The sequence below is a fragment of the Gordonia terrae genome (genome assembly GCF_001698225.1).
Lineage (GTDB): Bacteria > Actinomycetota > Actinomycetes > Mycobacteriales > Mycobacteriaceae > Gordonia > Gordonia terrae.
Window position 1 is genome coordinate 2978600 of record NZ_CP016594.1, and the last position, 17349, is coordinate 2995948.

The 17349-nt window shown below is 67.5% G+C and carries 17 protein-coding genes; 10 read left to right on the forward strand and 7 right to left on the reverse strand.

What is annotated here, in order from left to right; genetic code table 11:
* Positions 1-71: 71 nt before the first annotated feature.
* Positions 72-863 (forward strand): hypothetical protein, encoded by a 792-nt coding sequence (locus BCM27_RS13415; protein ID WP_004018607.1) that lies wholly within the window; start codon positions 72-74, stop codon positions 861-863.
* Positions 864-1071: 208 nt separating this feature from the next.
* Here BCM27_RS13415 and BCM27_RS25785 read toward each other — a convergent pair whose 3' ends face one another.
* Positions 1072-1212, reverse strand: a complete 141-nt coding sequence (locus tag BCM27_RS25785) for a hypothetical protein (protein WP_156036621.1) — start codon at positions 1210-1212, stop codon at positions 1072-1074.
* Positions 1213-1418: 206 nt separating this feature from the next.
* On the opposite strand from BCM27_RS25785, the gene BCM27_RS13420 reads away from it, so the two are divergent.
* The gene (locus tag BCM27_RS13420) at positions 1419-2168 is read left to right on the forward strand and encodes a DUF6319 family protein (protein ID WP_004018610.1); all 750 of its coding nucleotides are present in this window, start codon (positions 1419-1421) and stop codon (positions 2166-2168) included.
* A gap of 18 nt (positions 2169-2186) precedes the next feature.
* Here BCM27_RS13420 and rsgA read toward each other — a convergent pair whose 3' ends face one another.
* Both rsgA and BCM27_RS13430 read right to left on the reverse strand, forming a co-directional pair.
* Positions 2187-3272 (reverse strand): ribosome small subunit-dependent GTPase A, encoded by a 1086-nt coding sequence (gene rsgA, locus BCM27_RS13425; RefSeq protein WP_004018611.1) that lies wholly within the window; start codon positions 3270-3272, stop codon positions 2187-2189.
* A 263-nt stretch (positions 3273-3535) separates the two neighbouring features.
* Entirely contained in the window at positions 3536-6019 is a 2484-nt protein-coding gene (locus BCM27_RS13430; RefSeq protein WP_004018612.1) for an AAA family ATPase, read from the reverse strand.
* A 187-nt stretch (positions 6020-6206) separates the two neighbouring features.
* On the opposite strand from BCM27_RS13430, the gene BCM27_RS13435 reads away from it, so the two are divergent.
* Both BCM27_RS13435 and BCM27_RS13440 read left to right on the forward strand, forming a co-directional pair.
* On the forward strand, positions 6207-7025 hold the full coding sequence (locus tag BCM27_RS13435) for a class I SAM-dependent methyltransferase (RefSeq protein ID WP_004018613.1): 819 nt from the start codon (positions 6207-6209) through the stop codon (positions 7023-7025).
* Positions 7022-7546 (forward strand): hypothetical protein, encoded by a 525-nt coding sequence (locus tag BCM27_RS13440; protein WP_004018614.1) that lies wholly within the window; start codon positions 7022-7024, stop codon positions 7544-7546. Before BCM27_RS13435 ends, BCM27_RS13440 begins: the two co-directional genes overlap by 4 nt.
* A 73-nt stretch (positions 7547-7619) precedes the next feature.
* On the opposite strand, the gene BCM27_RS13445 is transcribed toward BCM27_RS13440, so the two are convergent.
* Positions 7620-9419, reverse strand: coding sequence for an ABC transporter ATP-binding protein (locus tag BCM27_RS13445; protein ID WP_004018615.1), 1800 nt, complete (start codon positions 9417-9419; stop codon positions 7620-7622).
* A 110-nt stretch (positions 9420-9529) separates the two neighbouring features.
* Between BCM27_RS13445 and BCM27_RS13450 the strand changes: the two genes are divergently transcribed.
* Together BCM27_RS13450 and BCM27_RS25440 are read left to right on the forward strand one after the other, a co-directional pair.
* Positions 9530-10105, forward strand: a complete 576-nt coding sequence (locus BCM27_RS13450; protein ID WP_004018616.1) for a TetR/AcrR family transcriptional regulator — start codon at positions 9530-9532, stop codon at positions 10103-10105.
* A gap of 108 nt (positions 10106-10213) precedes the next feature.
* Positions 10214-10399 (forward strand): hypothetical protein, encoded by a 186-nt coding sequence (locus tag BCM27_RS25440; protein ID WP_004018617.1) that lies wholly within the window; start codon positions 10214-10216, stop codon positions 10397-10399.
* Between the two features lie 70 nt (positions 10400-10469).
* Here BCM27_RS25440 and BCM27_RS13455 read toward each other — a convergent pair whose 3' ends face one another.
* A complete protein-coding gene (locus tag BCM27_RS13455; RefSeq protein ID WP_004018618.1) occupies positions 10470-11084 on the reverse strand; it encodes a hypothetical protein in 615 nt (204 codons plus the stop codon).
* A gap of 221 nt (positions 11085-11305) precedes the next feature.
* Here BCM27_RS13455 and BCM27_RS13460 point away from each other — a divergent pair, with 221 nt between their 5' ends.
* Positions 11306-12250 (forward strand): NADP-dependent oxidoreductase, encoded by a 945-nt coding sequence (locus BCM27_RS13460; RefSeq protein WP_004018619.1) that lies wholly within the window; start codon positions 11306-11308, stop codon positions 12248-12250.
* Between the two features lie 28 nt (positions 12251-12278).
* On the opposite strand, the gene BCM27_RS13465 is transcribed toward BCM27_RS13460, so the two are convergent.
* On the reverse strand, positions 12279-12611 hold the full coding sequence (locus tag BCM27_RS13465) for a hypothetical protein (RefSeq protein WP_239450594.1): 333 nt from the start codon (positions 12609-12611) through the stop codon (positions 12279-12281).
* A gap of 6 nt (positions 12612-12617) precedes the next feature.
* On the opposite strand from BCM27_RS13465, the gene BCM27_RS26080 reads away from it, so the two are divergent.
* From BCM27_RS26080 to BCM27_RS13475, 3 genes are all read left to right on the forward strand, one after another.
* The gene (locus BCM27_RS26080; protein WP_231895879.1) at positions 12618-12761 is read left to right on the forward strand and encodes a hypothetical protein; all 144 of its coding nucleotides are present in this window, start codon (positions 12618-12620) and stop codon (positions 12759-12761) included.
* A gap of 175 nt (positions 12762-12936) precedes the next feature.
* On the forward strand, positions 12937-13404 hold the full coding sequence (locus BCM27_RS13470; protein WP_004018621.1) for a hypothetical protein: 468 nt from the start codon (positions 12937-12939) through the stop codon (positions 13402-13404).
* A 237-nt stretch (positions 13405-13641) separates the two neighbouring features.
* Complete coding sequence (locus tag BCM27_RS13475; RefSeq protein WP_004018622.1) at positions 13642-16653, forward strand: Tn3 family transposase; 3012 nt, start codon at positions 13642-13644, stop codon at positions 16651-16653.
* Positions 16654-16688: 35 nt separating this feature from the next.
* On the opposite strand, the gene merB is transcribed toward BCM27_RS13475, so the two are convergent.
* The gene (gene merB / locus BCM27_RS13480; RefSeq protein ID WP_004018623.1) at positions 16689-17339 is read right to left on the reverse strand and encodes an organomercurial lyase MerB; all 651 of its coding nucleotides are present in this window, start codon (positions 17337-17339) and stop codon (positions 16689-16691) included.
* Positions 17340-17349 lie beyond the last annotated feature (10 nt).

Sequence of the window (17349 nt, forward strand, 5' to 3'; positions counted from 1 at the left end):
CGCTCGGTGGTGTCCGAATTGTCGGTTGGTGACGACCGGCATGCCGCGGACACGCGAAACCGGAGGGAAGCATGGAAGCACTGATCTTGATCGCCGTCATCGTCGTGGTCGTCGTCGGGGTGGTGGTCTTTGCCCAGCAGCGTTCCGGCGCCAACGCGGCCCGCACCCTCGACGACGCGAAGGCCGATGCGCGACAAGCCATCGAACGGCTCGGGGGACAGGTGTTCATGCTGGTCGGCGACGGACCGGCGTCGAAGCAGGCGCTGGCCGACGCGGGGGAGCGGTACACCGCGGCCGGCTCGCAGATCGAGCAGGCCAACTCCCCGACGCAGGCCCGACTGGCGAAGCAGACCGCCATCGAAGGTCTGTACTACATCCGGGCGGCCCGCGCCGCGATGGACCTCGACCCCGGACCGGCGATTCCCGAACTCGACGGACAGAAGAGCGCCGGCGCGGTCACCGAAGACCGCACCGTGGAGTTCGAAGGACGTCAGGTCGCAGCCTCGCCGAACCCGTCCGAGCAGACCCCGAACTACTACCCGGGCGGTCGTGTCGCTGGGCGACCGGTGCCCGCGGGCTGGTACTCGGAGCCTTGGTGGAAGCCGGCATTGGTCGCCGGCGCGTGGGGACTCGGTTCGATGTTCCTGTTCTCGGCGATGTTCTCCGGCATGGCAGGCGTGCCCTACGACGCGCAGGGATTCGAGAGCGGCGCCGGTGACGGCTCCGACACCGGCGCGCTCGACGGCGGGGACTCCGGGGACTTCGGCGGCGGCGATTCGGGAGACTTCGGCGGTGGCGGCGATTTCGGCGGTGGCGGCGATTTCGGCGGTGGCGGCGATTTCGGCGGCGGGTTCGACTTCTGACGTTCCACGGGATTCACCCGGTACCGCCCGCGAACTCGATCAAGATGCCGACGGTGCCGTGACGACAGATGGTGGTCGGGGTGCACCCGCCCCTCTCTCGCCCGATCATTCAGTGGTGTGTGCCACCTGCGGACCGAAGTCGACGCAGGTGACACACCGGCAAGGAGCACTTGTGGTGCTTTCCACTCGAAGTATGGCGGCGTACGGGTCAGGGGAAGAGCGTGAGGAATGTGGCGGCCGAGGTCACGCACAGCAGCGCGGCGATCGTCATTCCGGCGTACGCGTGGTCGGCGATCGGGACCTCACGCGCGGTGGTCGACGTGTGTGCCGGGGTGTTCGCCTGAGTCACTGGTTTTCCCTCCGAAGGCCCGTTACCGTCCCTCAGAACATTAGGGCCGCGAACGGTCTCGATCGTTCCGCCACTCACCATCGAGGCCAGTCCGATGCTCGAGGTCACGAAAACGTAACGGTCGCCCGTTGGAGGGTTTGATCCGCGTCAAAGCGCCTCATTCCCATTCCACGGCTCTGCCGCACTGTCGATGACCGTTCGCACGCATGTGCGACAATGGCGCGGTGAGTTCACAGACAAAGGCCGGACTGACTCCCGGCGACCTCGAGTCGCTGTCCGCTGCACTCGCTTCCGGAAAGCGGGTCACCGTGTACCTGCGAGACGCGATGCCGTCGTTGAATCTGGAGGCCGGCGCCTCGGCACGGGTCGTGTCGATCGATGGTTCGACAGTGACAGTGAGCCCCAGGGGCGTCGACGATCAGTTGCCGTTCGAGGCCGACGAGTTGCGGCGGAATCGAACGGCGCCGGCGCCCGCGTCGTCCGCCGGCGGACGAAACTCGAAACGGCAGCCCGCGCAGGACGTTCCCGTCTCGGTCGCCAAGCCCGCCACCACCGAATCGAGTCCGCGCCAGACACCCAAGAGGGCGCAACCCGTCGCCGACACTCAGTCCAGAGCCGGGGAGCCGACGCCCTCGCCCGCCACGAGCAAACCGCCGCGAAAGACGAAGGCGCCGACCGCTCCGACGACCGTGACCATCACCGCGGCCGGAGAGAGCACCTGGACGGTGGCAGTGTCACACGGCACCAGGAAGCAGGGGAGACCCACCGAGGTGACCGCAGACCGAGTGGCCAGGGCCATGCGCGAACTGGGCGACGAGACCGCGATCACCGCGGTCGACACCGTCATCGAGTCGGCACGCTCAGCCGCTCAGCGTCGCATCGAGGAACTCAGTCAGGAGCTCGAAGCCGCGCGGGCCGCCCTGGCGCACCTGGACGGTCCCGTCGGCGACGACTGACCAGTGGGCTGAGTCCGTTCAGCCCTGTCGGTCCCGAAACCGATACATCGCGCGTATGTCCCGCGTGATGGCCTTGTCCCGCTTGCTTCGCTTGCTCGCCTGGCGGGCATCGCCCCGGGCCGCCGACCATTCGCTTTCGCGAAGCAGTTTGCGGTAGCGCTCCAATCGACCCTCATCAATCCGACCGTCTCGAATCGCTTCCTGCACCGCACATCTGGGCTCGCTACGGTGCTCACAATCGCGGAATGAGCAGTCGTGTGCCAGCTCCTCGATCTCGGCGAAGGTCTGACCGGCCGCGTCCGCGACATCCTGGACCCCGATCCCGCGCAGACCAGGAGTGTCGATGAGGGCCTTGCCTCCGGGAAGAATCAACAGCTCACGGTGCGCCGTGGTGTGTCGTCCCTTACCGTCGACGGAACGGATCTCGTTGGCCGCCATGTGATCACGTCCCAGCAGCGCATTGGCCAGGCTCGACTTGCCGGCACCAGACGAGCCCAGCAGAACGGCGGTGCCGGTCATGGTGGCCGCGAGCGCGTCGACACCGACACCGCTGACCGTGCTCGTCACCACCATCTCGGCGCCCGGGGCCACCGCGGTGACCGCGGCTTCGCCGGCGACGAGGTCGTCGACCAGGTCCGACTTGGTCAACGCGATCACCGGTCGCGTGCCGGCGTCGTAGGCCAGCGTCAGCAGGCGTTCGATCCGGCCGAGGTTCACCCGGTTCGCCACCGACACCGCGATGATCACCGTGTCGACGTTGGTAGCGAGCACCTGCCGTTCGGACGTCCGATCCGAACTCGCCCGCGTGATCGCCGTCCGGCGCGGCAACACGTCCACGATGTGGGCCGGCTCGTCGTCGCGGCGCAGCACGACCCAGTCGCCGGTGCAGACCGTCCGCTCGCGGTCGGTGCCGAGTCCGGAGCCGCGGACCGCGCGAACCGGACCCGTTGCGGTCAGGGTGTCGCACCCGCCGCGATCCACCCGCGCGACGCGCGCGGGCACGTCGCCGTCACGTGCGTGATCGGCGAACAGAGTCGAAAAATAGTCGTCCCAGCCGAGCGTGGTCAGCTCGATACGGCCGGACGAATGATCTGGAGAATTCACTGTTGAGACCTTCGGATGTGCCCGCCGCCCCGGAAGCGCAGCCGATCCGCGACTCAGTCGCTTGCACGGGAACAGCTTTCGAGGGTCAGAGACGGGCTGGAGGAATGGGGATGGTTCGGATGCTGTGGGCGACAGCGATCTCGACGGCAACCATCGACTCACCTCCGGGTCTCACGCTGTCCATCATCGAACAGCGCGGCTCACGCTAGCACCGGCCGAATGGGCCCGCCACCTCTTTTCCGACGAGGCACGCGCACCCGGCACTATCTCAGCCCCAACTCGACGCCCTGCGCCAGGATCTCACGACGCGAGGTCATCCCCAGCTTGGACAGCACCGCCGAAACGTGGTGGTCCGCGGTCTTCGACGAGATGTACAGGCGCCCGGCGATCTCGGTGTTCGACAACCCCTCGGCCACCAGACGTGCGACTTCCAATTGCCGGTTCGTCAGGCCGCCGGGATTCACCCGCGTCGCCGGCCTGGGTCGCTGGGGGACAGAGGCGCAACCTCGTTCGCGCAGCATCGCCCGTGCTCGATCCGCGGTACCCACGGCGCCGAGTCCGTCGAGCATCGTCACACCGCGTCCGGGATCGTCGGAGTCCAACCAACACAGCGCCGACGAGAACGGATCACCCGCGTCCGACCACCATCGCGCGGCGTCGGCGTGCCGGCCGTCGAGCGACAGCCGATACGGTTCCGCGATCCGGCCGGTCTGCGTCGGCAGACCCAGCCGGGACCGCCACACGGCGAGACTTCCCGACCCCCACTCGGTTCCGTCGTCGTCGAGGGTGTCCGACGCGACGACCCGCGCATCCTCGATCCCGGTCATCCAGCTGATCTCCGCGAGCGCGGTCAGAACCGCGAGTCGCCGTAGGGGTTCGTCGATCTGGCTGGCCAGCGTCCACGCGTTCTCGATCTCGGCGGCATCGAACGGGGCACCACGGCGAAGTGGCACCAACACCGTGACCAGGAGCGGCCACAGCGTGGCGATCGGCATCCCGTCGGCCTCGATGACCGCAGCGGCGTCCTCGAGGGCACCGTTCCAGTGGCCACGCGTCAACTGCAGCCGACTCCGGACCGCCGTCTGCCAGTGGCGACAGATCTGGATGTCCCGTTCGACCGTGAACGGGAGTCCGACGTCGAGAATCCGGTCGGCAGCACGGTATCTGCCCTGTTCGACGTCGAGGCTGGCCACTTGCGAATATACGGTCGACGCCAGTTCGTCGAAGCCGCGTGCGCGCGCGGTCTCCATGTGCGCGAGAAGCCTGCGGCGCGAATCCTCCTCACCACCGGACAGCGCGGCCGATTCCGAGACGACCCGAGTCCACAGCTGGAGTTCCCCATCGGGAGCCGAGGCGGTGTCGGCCAGTAGGGATGCGGTACCCGTCACGTCGCCGCGCATGAACGCCAGGAACGCGCGCTGGATCTGGGCCTGGCTGTACACCGTCGTGGCGCCCGTGCCATACGCGATCTCCGCCGCACGAGTCAGGTGCGACTCGGCACCCTGCCGGTTGGCGCTGTAGTACTCGTAGACCCCGACGGCCACATGCGCTGTCGCCAAACCGGCGTCGTCGCCGAGCTCGGCCCACATCGGGAACGTCTCGTCGACGCTGGCTATCGCATCGCGCAGTCGGCTGACCATGTACTGCTCGTTGGCCAGTGCAAGCAGCAACTCCGCACGCTCGCGCGCAGAAGCGTTGCGCTGATGCTGCTTCGCGATCTCGTAGTAGGCGACGGCCTCGGTGTGTGCGCCACCGCGGATGGCGTCCTCGGCCGCCGCGAACGCATGACGGATGGCTCGGCCGGAGTCTCGGGCCGCGACGGCGTGATGGGTCAGCACCGACGGGTGCACGGTACCCAACTGTTCCAGCGCGTCCAGGAGCTGCGCGTGCAGATGTGCGACCCCACCCGGTGGGATCGTGGATTCGATTGCCCGCCGGGCCAACTCATGTCGAAAGACGATGCCATCGGGTCGCCACTCCAGCAGCCCGGTGTCGGCGAGCCGCTGGAGTGTGGGGTAGTCGATGCGCAAGGCGGGCAACGCGCTGTCGGCGACGCGTTCCGGCGAAGCAGCTATCAGCTGGAGCGCCTCGAAATCTGTAGCGCTGACCTTCGTCGTCCGTGCCAGCACCGCGTCACGCACCGAGGACGGGATCGGCAGATCGGGTTCACGAGAGACCTCGGTCGCGAAATAGGGGTTGCCGCCGGTCGCGGCATGCACACGCGCGGGATCGAGACCTGTGCCCTCGACCAGCTCTGCGATCGCCGCGACGCTGAGCGGCGGCAGTTCGATCCGACAGACGTCTTCGGCGAGAAGTGCACGCGCCGCCGCCTGCGGTTCGAGATCTCGATGAGTCAGCAGCAAGAGCAGCGGCACCGACTCGATCCGGCGACACAGGAACCGCAGCACATCGGTCGAGGCGGCGTCGACCCAGTGCAGATCTTCTACCACCAGCAGCGTCGGCTCGGCGCCGAGATGGGCGAAGGCGGCCTCGCAGACGTCGGCCAGCATCATCGGCTCGCGGCCGATCCCGAGATCCTTCACCGGTCCCAGTGGTCGCGGGGTGTCGAGCGGATCGCAGGCCACCCGCAGGACGCGCACATCTGCAGCGGTCGCACAGATCTGCGCGACCAGCGTCGTCTTGCCCGCGCCGCTCTCGCCCGTGATCGAGAACGCCGAGCCGGTCGGGAACCGGGCAAATGCCGCGCTGATCTGCGACAACTGCTCGGTTCTCTCCAACAGACGCACCGTCCGGGTGTAGGCCGCGAGACGGCCGAATAGGTGGGTCTACCCATTCAAGGGCAGGACGCTCGACGAAAGATGGGAGGTCCTCACCGATGTGGCCCGCATGCCCGATGACCGACTGTTGTGGTGCGCCGGTACCGACATCGGTCACCGACGGCCAGTCGTCCCACCACACAGAATGGACAATCCAATGACGACATCCCTCTCCCCGGACCTCGTCTCGTTGCGCGACAAGCAGCAGAAGGTCTGGAGCAGCGGCGATTACAACCGAATCGCCGCGCTGACCGTGCCGGTCAACGAAGCGACCGTCGCCGCGGCGTCGGTCGTCCCCGGCGACCGTGTTCTCGACGTCGCGACCGGCACCGGCCACTCGGCACTCGCCGCAGGCCGGCAGGGCGGCGACGTCACCGCGATCGACTATGTGCCTGCGCTTCTCGACATCGCCCGCAGTCGTGCAGCCGCAGAGCATCTCGACGTCGACTTCATCGAGGCCCCCGCCGAGGTTCTGCCGTTCGGCAACGGGGCCTTCGACACCGGCATCTCGACGATCGGCATCATGTTCGCCGCCGATCACGAACAGGCGGCCCGCGAGCTGACCCGCGTCGTCCGACCGGGTGGGCGGATCGTCGTCACGAGCTGGACTGCGGACGGTTTCGTCGGCGGGATGCTCGCCGCCGTCGGCCGCCACGTGACGCCACCTCCCGGAGCTCGTCCCGGCACTCGTTGGGGCGACCAGGAGTACGTCGCCTCGCTGCTCGGTGACCGTGTGCAGTCGCTGGACTCGCACACTGCCGCGCTGACCGTGAGGTTCGTCGACGCGTCCGCGTTCGCGGACTTGTTCCTGAGCCATTACGGGCCGACGTTCACCGCCGCGTCGAAGCTCGACGACGACGGTGAGCAGGCACTGCGAGCCGATCTCATCGCACTCGCAGAGTCCTACGAACAGCCGGTCCCCGGCGGGATCTCGATCGACTGGGAGTACCGCGTGGTCGAGGCGGTGCGGTCGTGAACGCTTCTCGGAGACACCGCAAGGTCATCACCCGCCTGGCTTCGGCAGTGGCGATCGCCGCTGCCGTCGGGGTGGCGGCACCGCTGGCGACGACGGCATCGGCAGCGCCCGCCCGCACGCCGGGCGCGACTCTGACGATCGTCGATCAGAACATCACCGGCGCCGGCAAGAACCGCATCATCATCCAGGGTCTGTATCCGATGACCCGTGCGGACGCCGTCGGGTTCGTCAGCCACATCAACGATCGGGGCTGTGGTGGCATGCAGTACATCGTGCTGGGAGACGACGGGAAGGAGCAGTACCTCTACGATCGCAACTTCCCGGGCACCTCGGTGGGCACCGACGGATTCCTGCGTGCATCGGACCGTGGACTCGAGTATCTTCGCCAATTCGTGGTTCCCAGTTCGGTTCTCGATGAGGACCGGGACGGTACCGACGAGGTGTTCGTCCGGGTCCGGTTCACCGACGGTGACTGCCGGGCGCGCGTCCAGACCACCAACGTGGTGGTCGGCAGGTTCTGACCCGACAGCGCCCACCCGACAGCGCCCACCCGACAGCGCCCACCCGGGCTCGACCGGGTGGGCGAGTGCCGGACTACGTGCGATCTGCGGGTTCGAGGTCGGTGTCGATACGCATGGCGGCCACCAGCTCGCGATAGAGCTCGTCGGTGGCGAGCAGGCTTCGATGGTTGCCGACAGCGCGCACCCGACCGGCCTCGAGGACGACGATCTGGTCGGCGTCCATGATGGTCGAGAGCCGGTGGGCGATCGTGACGACGGCTCCGCGGGTCGCCTGTCGTCGGATCCCCTCGGCCACCGAGGCCTCGGTGAGCCCGTCGAGCTGGGCGGTCACCTCGTCGAGCAGGAGGAGTTCGGGGTCCACGACCAGCGCTCGGGCGAGTGCGATCCGTTGCCGTTCCCCACCGGACAGGGTGGACGTGGTGACGTCGGTGAGGAGACCGTCCGGCATCGCACGGACCCGGTCATCCATCCGAACAGCCGCGAGTGCGCGCCACACCTCGTCGTCCGAGGCCTCGGGTGCGGCATAGACGAGGTTGTCGCGCACGGTTCCGGGAACGAGCGGGGTGTCCTGTTCGACGTAGGCGATCCGGGCTCGTAGATCGTGGAGTGTCCACTGATCCAACGGTCGGCCGTCGAGCACGATCTCGCCGCGATCCGGCCGCAGGAACTTCAGGAAGAGGGAGAAGATCGTCGTCTTCCCGGCACCCGACGGTCCGACGATGGCGGTGTGCCCTCGGCGTGGAATCGTCAGGTCGATTCCGTCGAGCGCGGCGGGAGCATCGGGCGCGTAGCGGTACACCACATCGCGAAGTTCGAGCGCGGCAGCGGTCCGGTCGACACGGGCCGCCGGGGGCTCGGTCACCGCGTCGTCCGATTCCGTTCTGAGATCCGAGATCTCGGAGATCCGAGCGGCAGCGGCCAGTCCGGACTGCAGTGCGGTGACACTCATGGTGAGCAGCGAGACCGGCATCATCAGCTGGAACCCGTAGAGCAGGAAGGCGATCAGGGTACTGACGGTCATCGAGCCGTCCGCGACGCGCCAGGCCCCGAACGCCAGCACGATCATCACCGCGAGGTTGATCCCGGCACCGGTGATCGTCCAGGCCCACGCCTCGATACGGACGGCCCGGATGCCTTTTCTCGCCGACCGATGCGCGAACTCGCCGATCCGGTCGGACTCACGTGCCTCGGCGCGACTCGCCTTGACGGTACGGATCGATCGGAGAATCCCTTCCAATCGTCCACCCAGGTAACCGATCTCGGCCTGCGCGTCTTGCTGCGCCTTGGCGAGACCGGGCATCAGGACTGCCGCGGCGACACCGACCATGATGATGACGACCATCGTGGTCGCGAAGAGCGGTAGGTCCAGAACCGCCATGAGTACCAGCGCGCCGGCCATCCCCACGAAGCCGTTGACACCGTTGACGATGCTCGATGTCGTCGCTTCCCGGATCAGCAGAGTGTCGGAGGTGACGCGGGCGACCATCTCGCCGCTCGGTCTGCGAGCGAGTCCGGGGACCTCGACGCGGAGCAGGTGGCCGATCAGTCCGGTTCGAGTGGCCAGGATGATGCGTTCGGCCAGCGTGCCCAACATGATCGTCTGGATCAGACCGATGACGGATCCGGCGACGAGCAGCACCGCCAGAACCGTGATCGGCGCCGTAAGGGACTCGGACACCGCGAGACCGTCGAGTACCCACTTCGTGACCAGAGGAGTGGCGAGTTCGGCGGCGGTGCCGAGTAAACCGAGGAAGACACCCAGGGCGAGGAGTCCCCGGTACGGGCGCATGTACCCCCACAGAATCGCCAATTTGGTGCGCATCGTCATGTCCGGGGTCTGCCCGGGGTCGGCCGTGGATACCGAAGTCGTCATCGAGTCAGCCCTCCCGAGCGGAACATTCGAGATCTAGAATGACACATCAATGTCTCATTTTCAATGCATGATGTTGCTGTGGTCACCGCGCGGTGGATAGTCTCGGCCATGTGAACGATGCGCCGGAGCCGGCCGCCGTCTCGGGCGTGCGCCTGCGCACCCGACAGGCCATAGTGTCAGCCGCCATCGCGGCATGGGCAAGTGATTTCTCGACGTCGCTCGGCGACATCGCCGACCGGGCCGATGTCAGCCGGAGCACTCTGCACCGGCATTTTCCCGACCGCCAGTCATTGGTCGATGCCGCCCTGGTGGAAGCGAGCACCATCCTCGATCGACAGTCGAAGGAAGCAGTGGACGGCTGCGAATCAGCTCGCGCAGAACTGGAATCGCTGATGCGCGTCATCATCGGTATCGGCGACATCATCGTGTTCCTGTTCTCCGACCCGAACCGATTCGAGGGCAATCCGGAGTGGTCGGAGCAAGAGGATCAGATGCTCCCCGAGATCCTCACCCGGGCGCAGCGAGAGGGTGCACTCGCCGATGATCTCGAGACGAGGTGGTTGGTCGGGGTGTTCTATTCGCTCTGCTTCGTCGGCGCGGTCTCGATCGCCGCGGAAGGGATGTCGCGGCGTCGCGCCGCCGATGTCGCCATCCGGACGTTCTTCTCCGGAGTCTCTGCCGACTGATTTCGTCCGGTGTCTGCGTGTTCGTCACCGCCCGGGGAGTCGGCGTCGGCGATGACTTTCGTCCAGTGGTGTGGTCACACTTCGCACAGACACACGATCGGATGAGACATGAGCAACGTGAATGTATGGGCTTGTGCGGTGGCAGTTGTCGCGGCATTCGCGGCGAGCGCCGTGTACTACGGCATTCTCGGCGCACCTGCTGCCACGGAGGTTCGCCGACCGGCTTGGGCGACGCCGATTGTGGAGGTGGCGCGTAACGCGTTACTCGTCGTGATCGTGTCGCTGTGGCGGTGAGGGCGCGAATCGGGGGATTCATCTCCTGCTCACCGCTTTTCGGATCACAACGGTCCGGGCACGTGGACCCTCAGGCCGGCTCCAGGGCCCGCTTGGCCTTCTCCAGTGCGGCGAGCGTACGCAACACCGAATCGCGCTTGGCGGTCAAGTCGGACACCTTGGCCTTTCCGCTCAGGCCGGAGTCCGCCTGGGCGACGGCCAGCCGTTCCTCGATCTCGGTGAGCTGCACCAGCAAGGATTGGGCGCGGCTCATCAGCTCCTCACGGTCGGGTCGGGAGACCCCCGCCGTCCGGGCGCTTCCGGCCGCGACGTTCTTGGCGCTGGACGACGTCGGGTTTCCGCCCGCCTTCGTGGTGGTGGATGCCGGTCGTGCGACGCCCCGCTGCCCGGACCGGGCGCGCCGTGGGGGCTGTGTGCGCGTCCCATTCAGCACTGCCCAGGCATCTCGGGCGGCCACCCGGTGGTCGCGTTCTTCGTCGTCGTCGGACGTCAGGGACGCGCCCAGGGGTCGCAGCCCATAGAAGCCGACGAACTCGCGAGCCGCCGCGATGGTCTGTTCTGCTTCGCGACAGCGCCCGCACCGCGGTTCGCCGCGGAGTTCTGCGATGTCGTCGCTGGATGAGCACCACACACAGGCACGGGCAGTGGGATCGGTCACGAGGGCGTCAGCAGCAGCGAGATTCACGGGTGAATACACTACGGCACAATGTCTTTCACACTGAAACCGGGCTTCGTCCCACGGCTCCGGATCGGGCTTGCACTGGTTGTTCCCACGTCGGACCACATTTTCACTCCCGCCGAAGGCGGGCACGTTCGGTCGCCCGGGCCGATCTCCACGACGTGTGGCGTCGGCGGACACCGCAGGGTTCTCGGAATCATTCCGCCGAGCCACCCGTTGGTGCCAGCATGCGAGCAATCACTTACGACCGCTTCGGCGGTCCCGATGTCCTGGAACTGACCGATCTCCCCACGCCCAAGGTCGGTCCCGACTCCGTGCTGGTGCGCGTGCGGGCCTCGAGTGTGAACCCGGTGGACTGGAAGGTCCGCGAAGGCTACCTCGCCGAGATCATGGATACCGTGTTCCCGGTCGTCCCGGGCTGGGATGTCGCCGGTGTGGTCGAGCAGGTCGGCTTGGACACGCCCGAGTTCGAGGTCGGCGACGAGGTGTTCGGTTATGTGCGCAAAGACGTGGTCGGTGGGGAAGTGGCGGGTGGTACGTTCGCCGAGATGGTCGCCGCTCCGGTACGGACGCTCGCGCACAAGCCGTCTGGCTGGTCGTTCGAGGAGGCCGCGGCGGTTCCGCTCGCCGGCCTGACCGCCTATCAGACGATCCGCCGCGCGGGCGTGCAGTCAGGGCACACCGTCTTGGTGCATGCCGCTGCCGGCGGCGTCGGATCGTTCGCGGTGCAGATCGCACGGTCGATCGGCGCACGGGTGATCGGCACCGCCTCCGAGTCCAACCACGAGTTCCTTCGAACGCTGGGCGCCGAACCCATCACCTACGGCGACGGTCTGGCCGACCGTGTCCGCGCACTCGAACCCGAGGGGGTCGACGTGGTCCTCGACTACGTCGGTGGTGACGCGCTCGACTCGGTCGGCGAAGTGCTGCGCGACGGCGGCACCGTCGCCTCCATCACCGACGCACGGGCCCGAGACGAGTTCGGTGGCCACTATGTATGGGTACGGCCCGATTCAGCGGATCTCGCCGAGCTGGCCCGGCTCGGCGAGGCCGGCAGCCTCACGCCCGAGATCGCCGAGGTGTTCGAACTGGCCGACGCCGCCGGCGCGCACGAACGCAGCGAGTCCGGTCACGTACGCGGCAAAATCGTCGTACGCGTCGCGACCGACTGACAGGCGGGTGACCCCTGGTGACCACCGATCAGGGCATCTCCATCGTCTGGGCGCGACGGATCTCCTGCACAGCTCGGGTCAAGTACGCCGTCGGGTCGACCCCGGCACGTGCGGCGAGGTCGGTGATGACCACCAGTGCAGCAGCGGTGGTCTCGGTGTCCAGTGGGCCGGCGGACGAGATCGAGTCGGAGTCGGCGGTGTCGCCCACCCCCAGGGCACCGGTCAGCACCAGCGCTATGCCTGCGGGACTGACAGCAGGGTTCCACGAGGCGGCAGCACGGCTCGTGGAGGTGATCACCTCGGACACATCGTCTCCGGTCAGCCCATCCGGGAAGACGGTCTCGAGTAACTCACGCAGCATGAGCGCATGCACCTCACGCGACTCGGGCTGCAGCGCAAGAAGATCGGCCGCGGCACCGAACGCTTCCGAGTCGTGGGCGCGCGCGGCATGGAGGGCGTGGCCGGTGGTCTGCGTGACCCTGTCCGCTATCGGCGACCGGTCGGAGTGTGATTCGTTGTGAGGCATGGGAACTACTCTTCCTGTGTGTCCGGTGGCAAACAACCCGGAGATGCACGAGGACGATCACCCCAGGTGACACTCCACAGGGCACCGGCCACAACGGGAGTTCTCCACACCGGCGTCCGACCTCCGGGCACGAGCCGGTTCCCCTGTCAGTATTCCGCACATGGGAATTCGCTACTACGCCTACCCGTTGCAGCCAGGCGATGTGAACGAGGCTCGACGCAATCCGTATCCGTTCCTCTCGCCGGACCCGCTCATCGATGCATGGGGACGTGAGCAAGACCGCCCCCGGATGCTGTATCTCGACAAGGCGTGGCGAGAGCTTCAGCACGTCTTCGCCGTGACCGACGGCCGGTTGCAACCGCGGATCTCCTTGGAGCTCGTCAAAGGAAACGTGACCCCGGTGGGGCCGTACGGCGGTCATGTCGGGTTCGTGCACGTGTTGTCTCCCGATGTGGTCAAAGAGGTTGCGGAAGACATCGTCATGGTTGAGCCGATCGTGGAGACCGACATCATCGAGGCAGTGCCGTACTCGAACGCCGACTACGCCAACTCGTTTCTCCGCGAGGCACAAGACTTCATGGTCGCCCTCGCGGACGATGGCCTGGGACTGGTCTACACAATTCGATGAGGCGACCGGTGGCGTAGCCCAACCCGCGCGACTCACTCCGTTCCCATCATTTCGTCACGGGTGACGAAATGTACTGACGCCATTGCGCAGGGGTCCCGGTAGTAATGGCGCAAAAAACAACGAAGTTCGCGTAGTGCCTGGTCAGCGGCGATTTCTCGGTTCGGGCTGCGGGCCGGGGTGGTTGGTGCTTGGCTTGTCTGCCGATGAGGTTGGTCGGCGTGTTGGAGGCTGGGGTTCGTGGCGACGCGGGTATTCGCGGACGAGGAGTTGCAGCGCCTGCGGGAGTTCCCGGAGATCAGTCGTGAGGAGTTGTTCCGGTACTTCACGCTGACCCCGGCGGATCTGGCGTTTGTTGCTCCGCAGGGCAGGGGCCCTGCGGTCCGTCTGGGCCTGGCGGTGGCGTTGTGCACCTTGCCGTGGCTGGGGTTCGTGCCGGACAAGGTGCCGTCGGCGCCGCCGGTGGCGGTGGCCCGGCTGGCGGATCAGCTGAATATCGATGCAGCGCAGCTTCGTTCGTATGGCAAGCGGGCGCAGACGCGGACCGAGCATGTGCGGCTGGTGGCCCAGTATCTGGGGTGGCGGCCTGCCGGGGCGATGGAGTTGAAGGAGCTGGATGAGTTTCTGCTGGCGCGGGCGATGGAGCACGATTCGCCGACGCTGTTGTTCCGGCTGGCGTGTGAGTACCTGATCTCGGCGCGGGTGATCCAGCCGGGCCCGGAAACGGTGGTCCGCCGGGTCGCGCACGCTCGCACGCGGGCGCAGCGGGAGACCTACGACCGGTTGGCGCGCGAGTTCACGCCGCAGCGGTGTAAGGAACTGGATGCGTTGCTGGTCGTCGACCCGTCGATCGAGATGTCGCGGTTGCGGTGGTTGTCGACCGGCCCGGTGGAGGCGTCGGCGACCGCGGTGAAGGCCGAGGTCGAGAAGCTGGTGTTCCTGCGCAACCTGGGCGCGGATGAGCTGGACATGTCGGTGCTGCCGGCGGAGCGGCGGCGGTTCCTGGCGACGGTGGGCCGCCGCTTGACGGGCCAAGCCCTCGAACGCCGGGATCCGCAACGCCGCTACCCGATTCTGCTCACCGTGTTGGCGCAGTCGGCCACCGATGTGCTCGACGAGGTGGTGCAGCTGTTCGATCAGGCGATCTCGGCCAGGTTGAGCAAGGCCGAACGCCGGATGCGCGACGAGCTGGCCGAGCGCGGTAAGGCCGGAGAGGATCGGCAGGGGTTGCTCGACGACCTGCTGGCGATCGTCTGTGACCTGCAGATCCCCGACGAGGAGATCGGCGGCCTGATCCGGGGCGATCGGATCGGATGGGAGCGGTTGCGGGCCGCGGTCGCGCAGGCCAAGCCTCGGCTGCCGCGCGATCACGGGCACCTGGCCGCTCTGGACAGCTCGTACTCCTACCTGCGGCAGTTCACCCCGCAGGTGCTGTCGACAGTCCGGTTCGCCGGCGGCACCGCCGCGACCGAGCTGCTGATCGGGGTGCACATGCTGCGGGAGCTGAACGCGACCGGTACCCGCAAGGTGCCCGACGACGCGCCGACCGGGTTCGTGCCGACGAAGTGGCGCGGCTACCTCGACGAGGCCCGCAAAGCCGGTAACACCACCGCCTATCGGCACTACTGGGAGCTGTGCGTGCTGCTGGGGCTGCGTGACGGGTTGCGCAGCGGGGATGTGTTCGTGCCGGGGTCGCGCCGCTACGCCGACCCGGCCGCGTACCTGCTGACCCCGCAGGCGTGGGAGCCGCAGCGTGACGAGTTCTGCCGCCTGGTCGGCAAGTCCGCTGATCCCGCTCGCGCGCTGGCGACCGCCACCGACGAGCTCGACGCCGCTATGGGCGAGTTGGAGAAGGTGCTCGCCGGCGGCGACGGGCCGGTCCGTCTCGATGAGGCCGGTGACCTGGTGATCTCACCGCTGTCGGCGGAGGATGTGCCCGCGGAGGCGACGGCGCTCAAGGCCGAGCTGACGGAGATGCTGCCGTTCGCGCCGATCGTGTCGCTGCTGATCGAGCTGGACAAACGCACCGGCTACCTGGACTGCTTCACCCACGCCGGCGGCAAACAGGCCCGCAGCCCGGAGCTGAAACGCAACCTCATCGCCGTCCTGCTGGCCTACTCCACCAACCTCGGGCTGACCCGAATGGCCGAGGCGTCGGGCCTCTCCTACGACATCCTGGCCTGGACCAGCGAATGGTATGTGCGGGAGGAGACGCTGCGGGCGGCGAACCTGACGATCATCGACTACCACCAAAGGCTGCCGCTGACCCCGGTCTTCGGCGCCGGCACCCTGTCGTCGAGTGATGGGCAACGGTTCCCGACCCGCGGCAAATCGGTCACCGCCAGAGCGTTGAGCCGCTATTTCGCGAACGAAGGACTGAGCACGTATACCCATGTCACCGATCAGCACGCCACCTACGGCACCAAGGTCATCGTCGCGACGAGACGCGAAGCTCACTACGTGCTGGACGAAATCCTCGGCAATGCAACGGATCTGCCGATCACCGAGCATGCGACCGACACGCACGGCGTCACCCTCGTGAACTTCGGGCTGTTCGACCTGCTCGGATTGCAGCTCTCGCCCCGCATCCGGGACCTGGGCCGGATCACCCTGTATCGGGCGGCGCCTCGGGCCCAGGTGGAGTCCGCGTTCCCGCACGCCGGGCCGCTGCTGACCCGCAAGCTGAATCTGGATCTCATCGCCGAGCACTACGACGACCTGCTCCGGCTGAGCGGGTCGCTGAAGTTCGGGCACGCCACCGCGTCGCTGCTGGTCGGCAAGCTCTCCGCGTCGGGCCGGCAGAACGCCCTCGCGGCGGCGCTCAAGGAATACGGGGCGCTGCGGCGCACGATCTACGCCGCCCGGTACCTGTCCGACCCGGGCTATCGGCGCAAGATCTCCCGACAGCTCAACAAGGGCGAATCCCTGCACGCGCTCCGCCGCGACCTGCTCTACGCGCACGAAGGCGCCGTGCGCGCGAGGCACCTGGAGGGACAGACCGAACAGGCATGGTGCCTCACGTTGGCGACCAACGCCGTCATCGCCTGGACCACAGAGTATTACGGGCTGGCGACCGAACAGATGCGGCGGGCCGGGCGGCGCATCGACGACGAGGTGCTGACGCACATCTCCCCGGCCCACAGCGAGAACATCAACTTCTTCGGCGCCATCGAGGTCGACATCGACGCCGAACTCGCCCAGCTCGGCCCCACCGGGTACCGGCCGCTGCGCGTGCGGGACACCCTGTTCTGACCCGCAGCGCCGGCCCGGATCGGCGGCGGCGCGATCTAGCAGCAGGCGCTGGTTCCGGTGGTCGTGGTCGGGTCGGTGATCGCGTCGGCGAGGGGGCGGGCGAGCTGGTGGTAGGCGTCGGTGACCGGCAGCACCGTCATGCCTGGGAATTTCGCCTGCCAGTGGTGGGCGGCGTCGGAGGTGGCGAGGAACATCTGCGGGTTGCAGCAGGTGGCGCGGAGGTGACCGGGCTGGATCCGGTCGGGGTCGACGAAGGCCACCATCGCGGTGGCCGGTTCCAGGTCGCTGACTCCGGTGACGGGGTCGATGGTAAGGCGCACGGTGGTGCCCGTGATCGGGCAGTCGGATTCGATGCAGGCGGGTGCGCCGATGACGGCGGGGAAGATGAGGGTGTCGGGGGCACACCAGGTGTAGAGCTGGTGGCCACCGACGCTGAACCGGTGCGGGGTCGGGTTGAGGGTCAGGCCCCAGCCGACGATCCGGCCGGCCTCGTCGTATTCGACGTCGGCGCCGATCGGCGTCTGCGCGGGGTCGAGGTCGGGCACTCCCGCGGCGGCGGCGAGTTCGGTGACGGTGACCGGGGTGCCGTGGGCGAGCAGCCGCAGCGCGGCGCGCATCAGCGCCCGGTCCCGGCCGGCGGGCAGGATCTTGGCGAAAACGTCGGCAGTGAGGTTGTCGGTACTCATGGGATCGGAC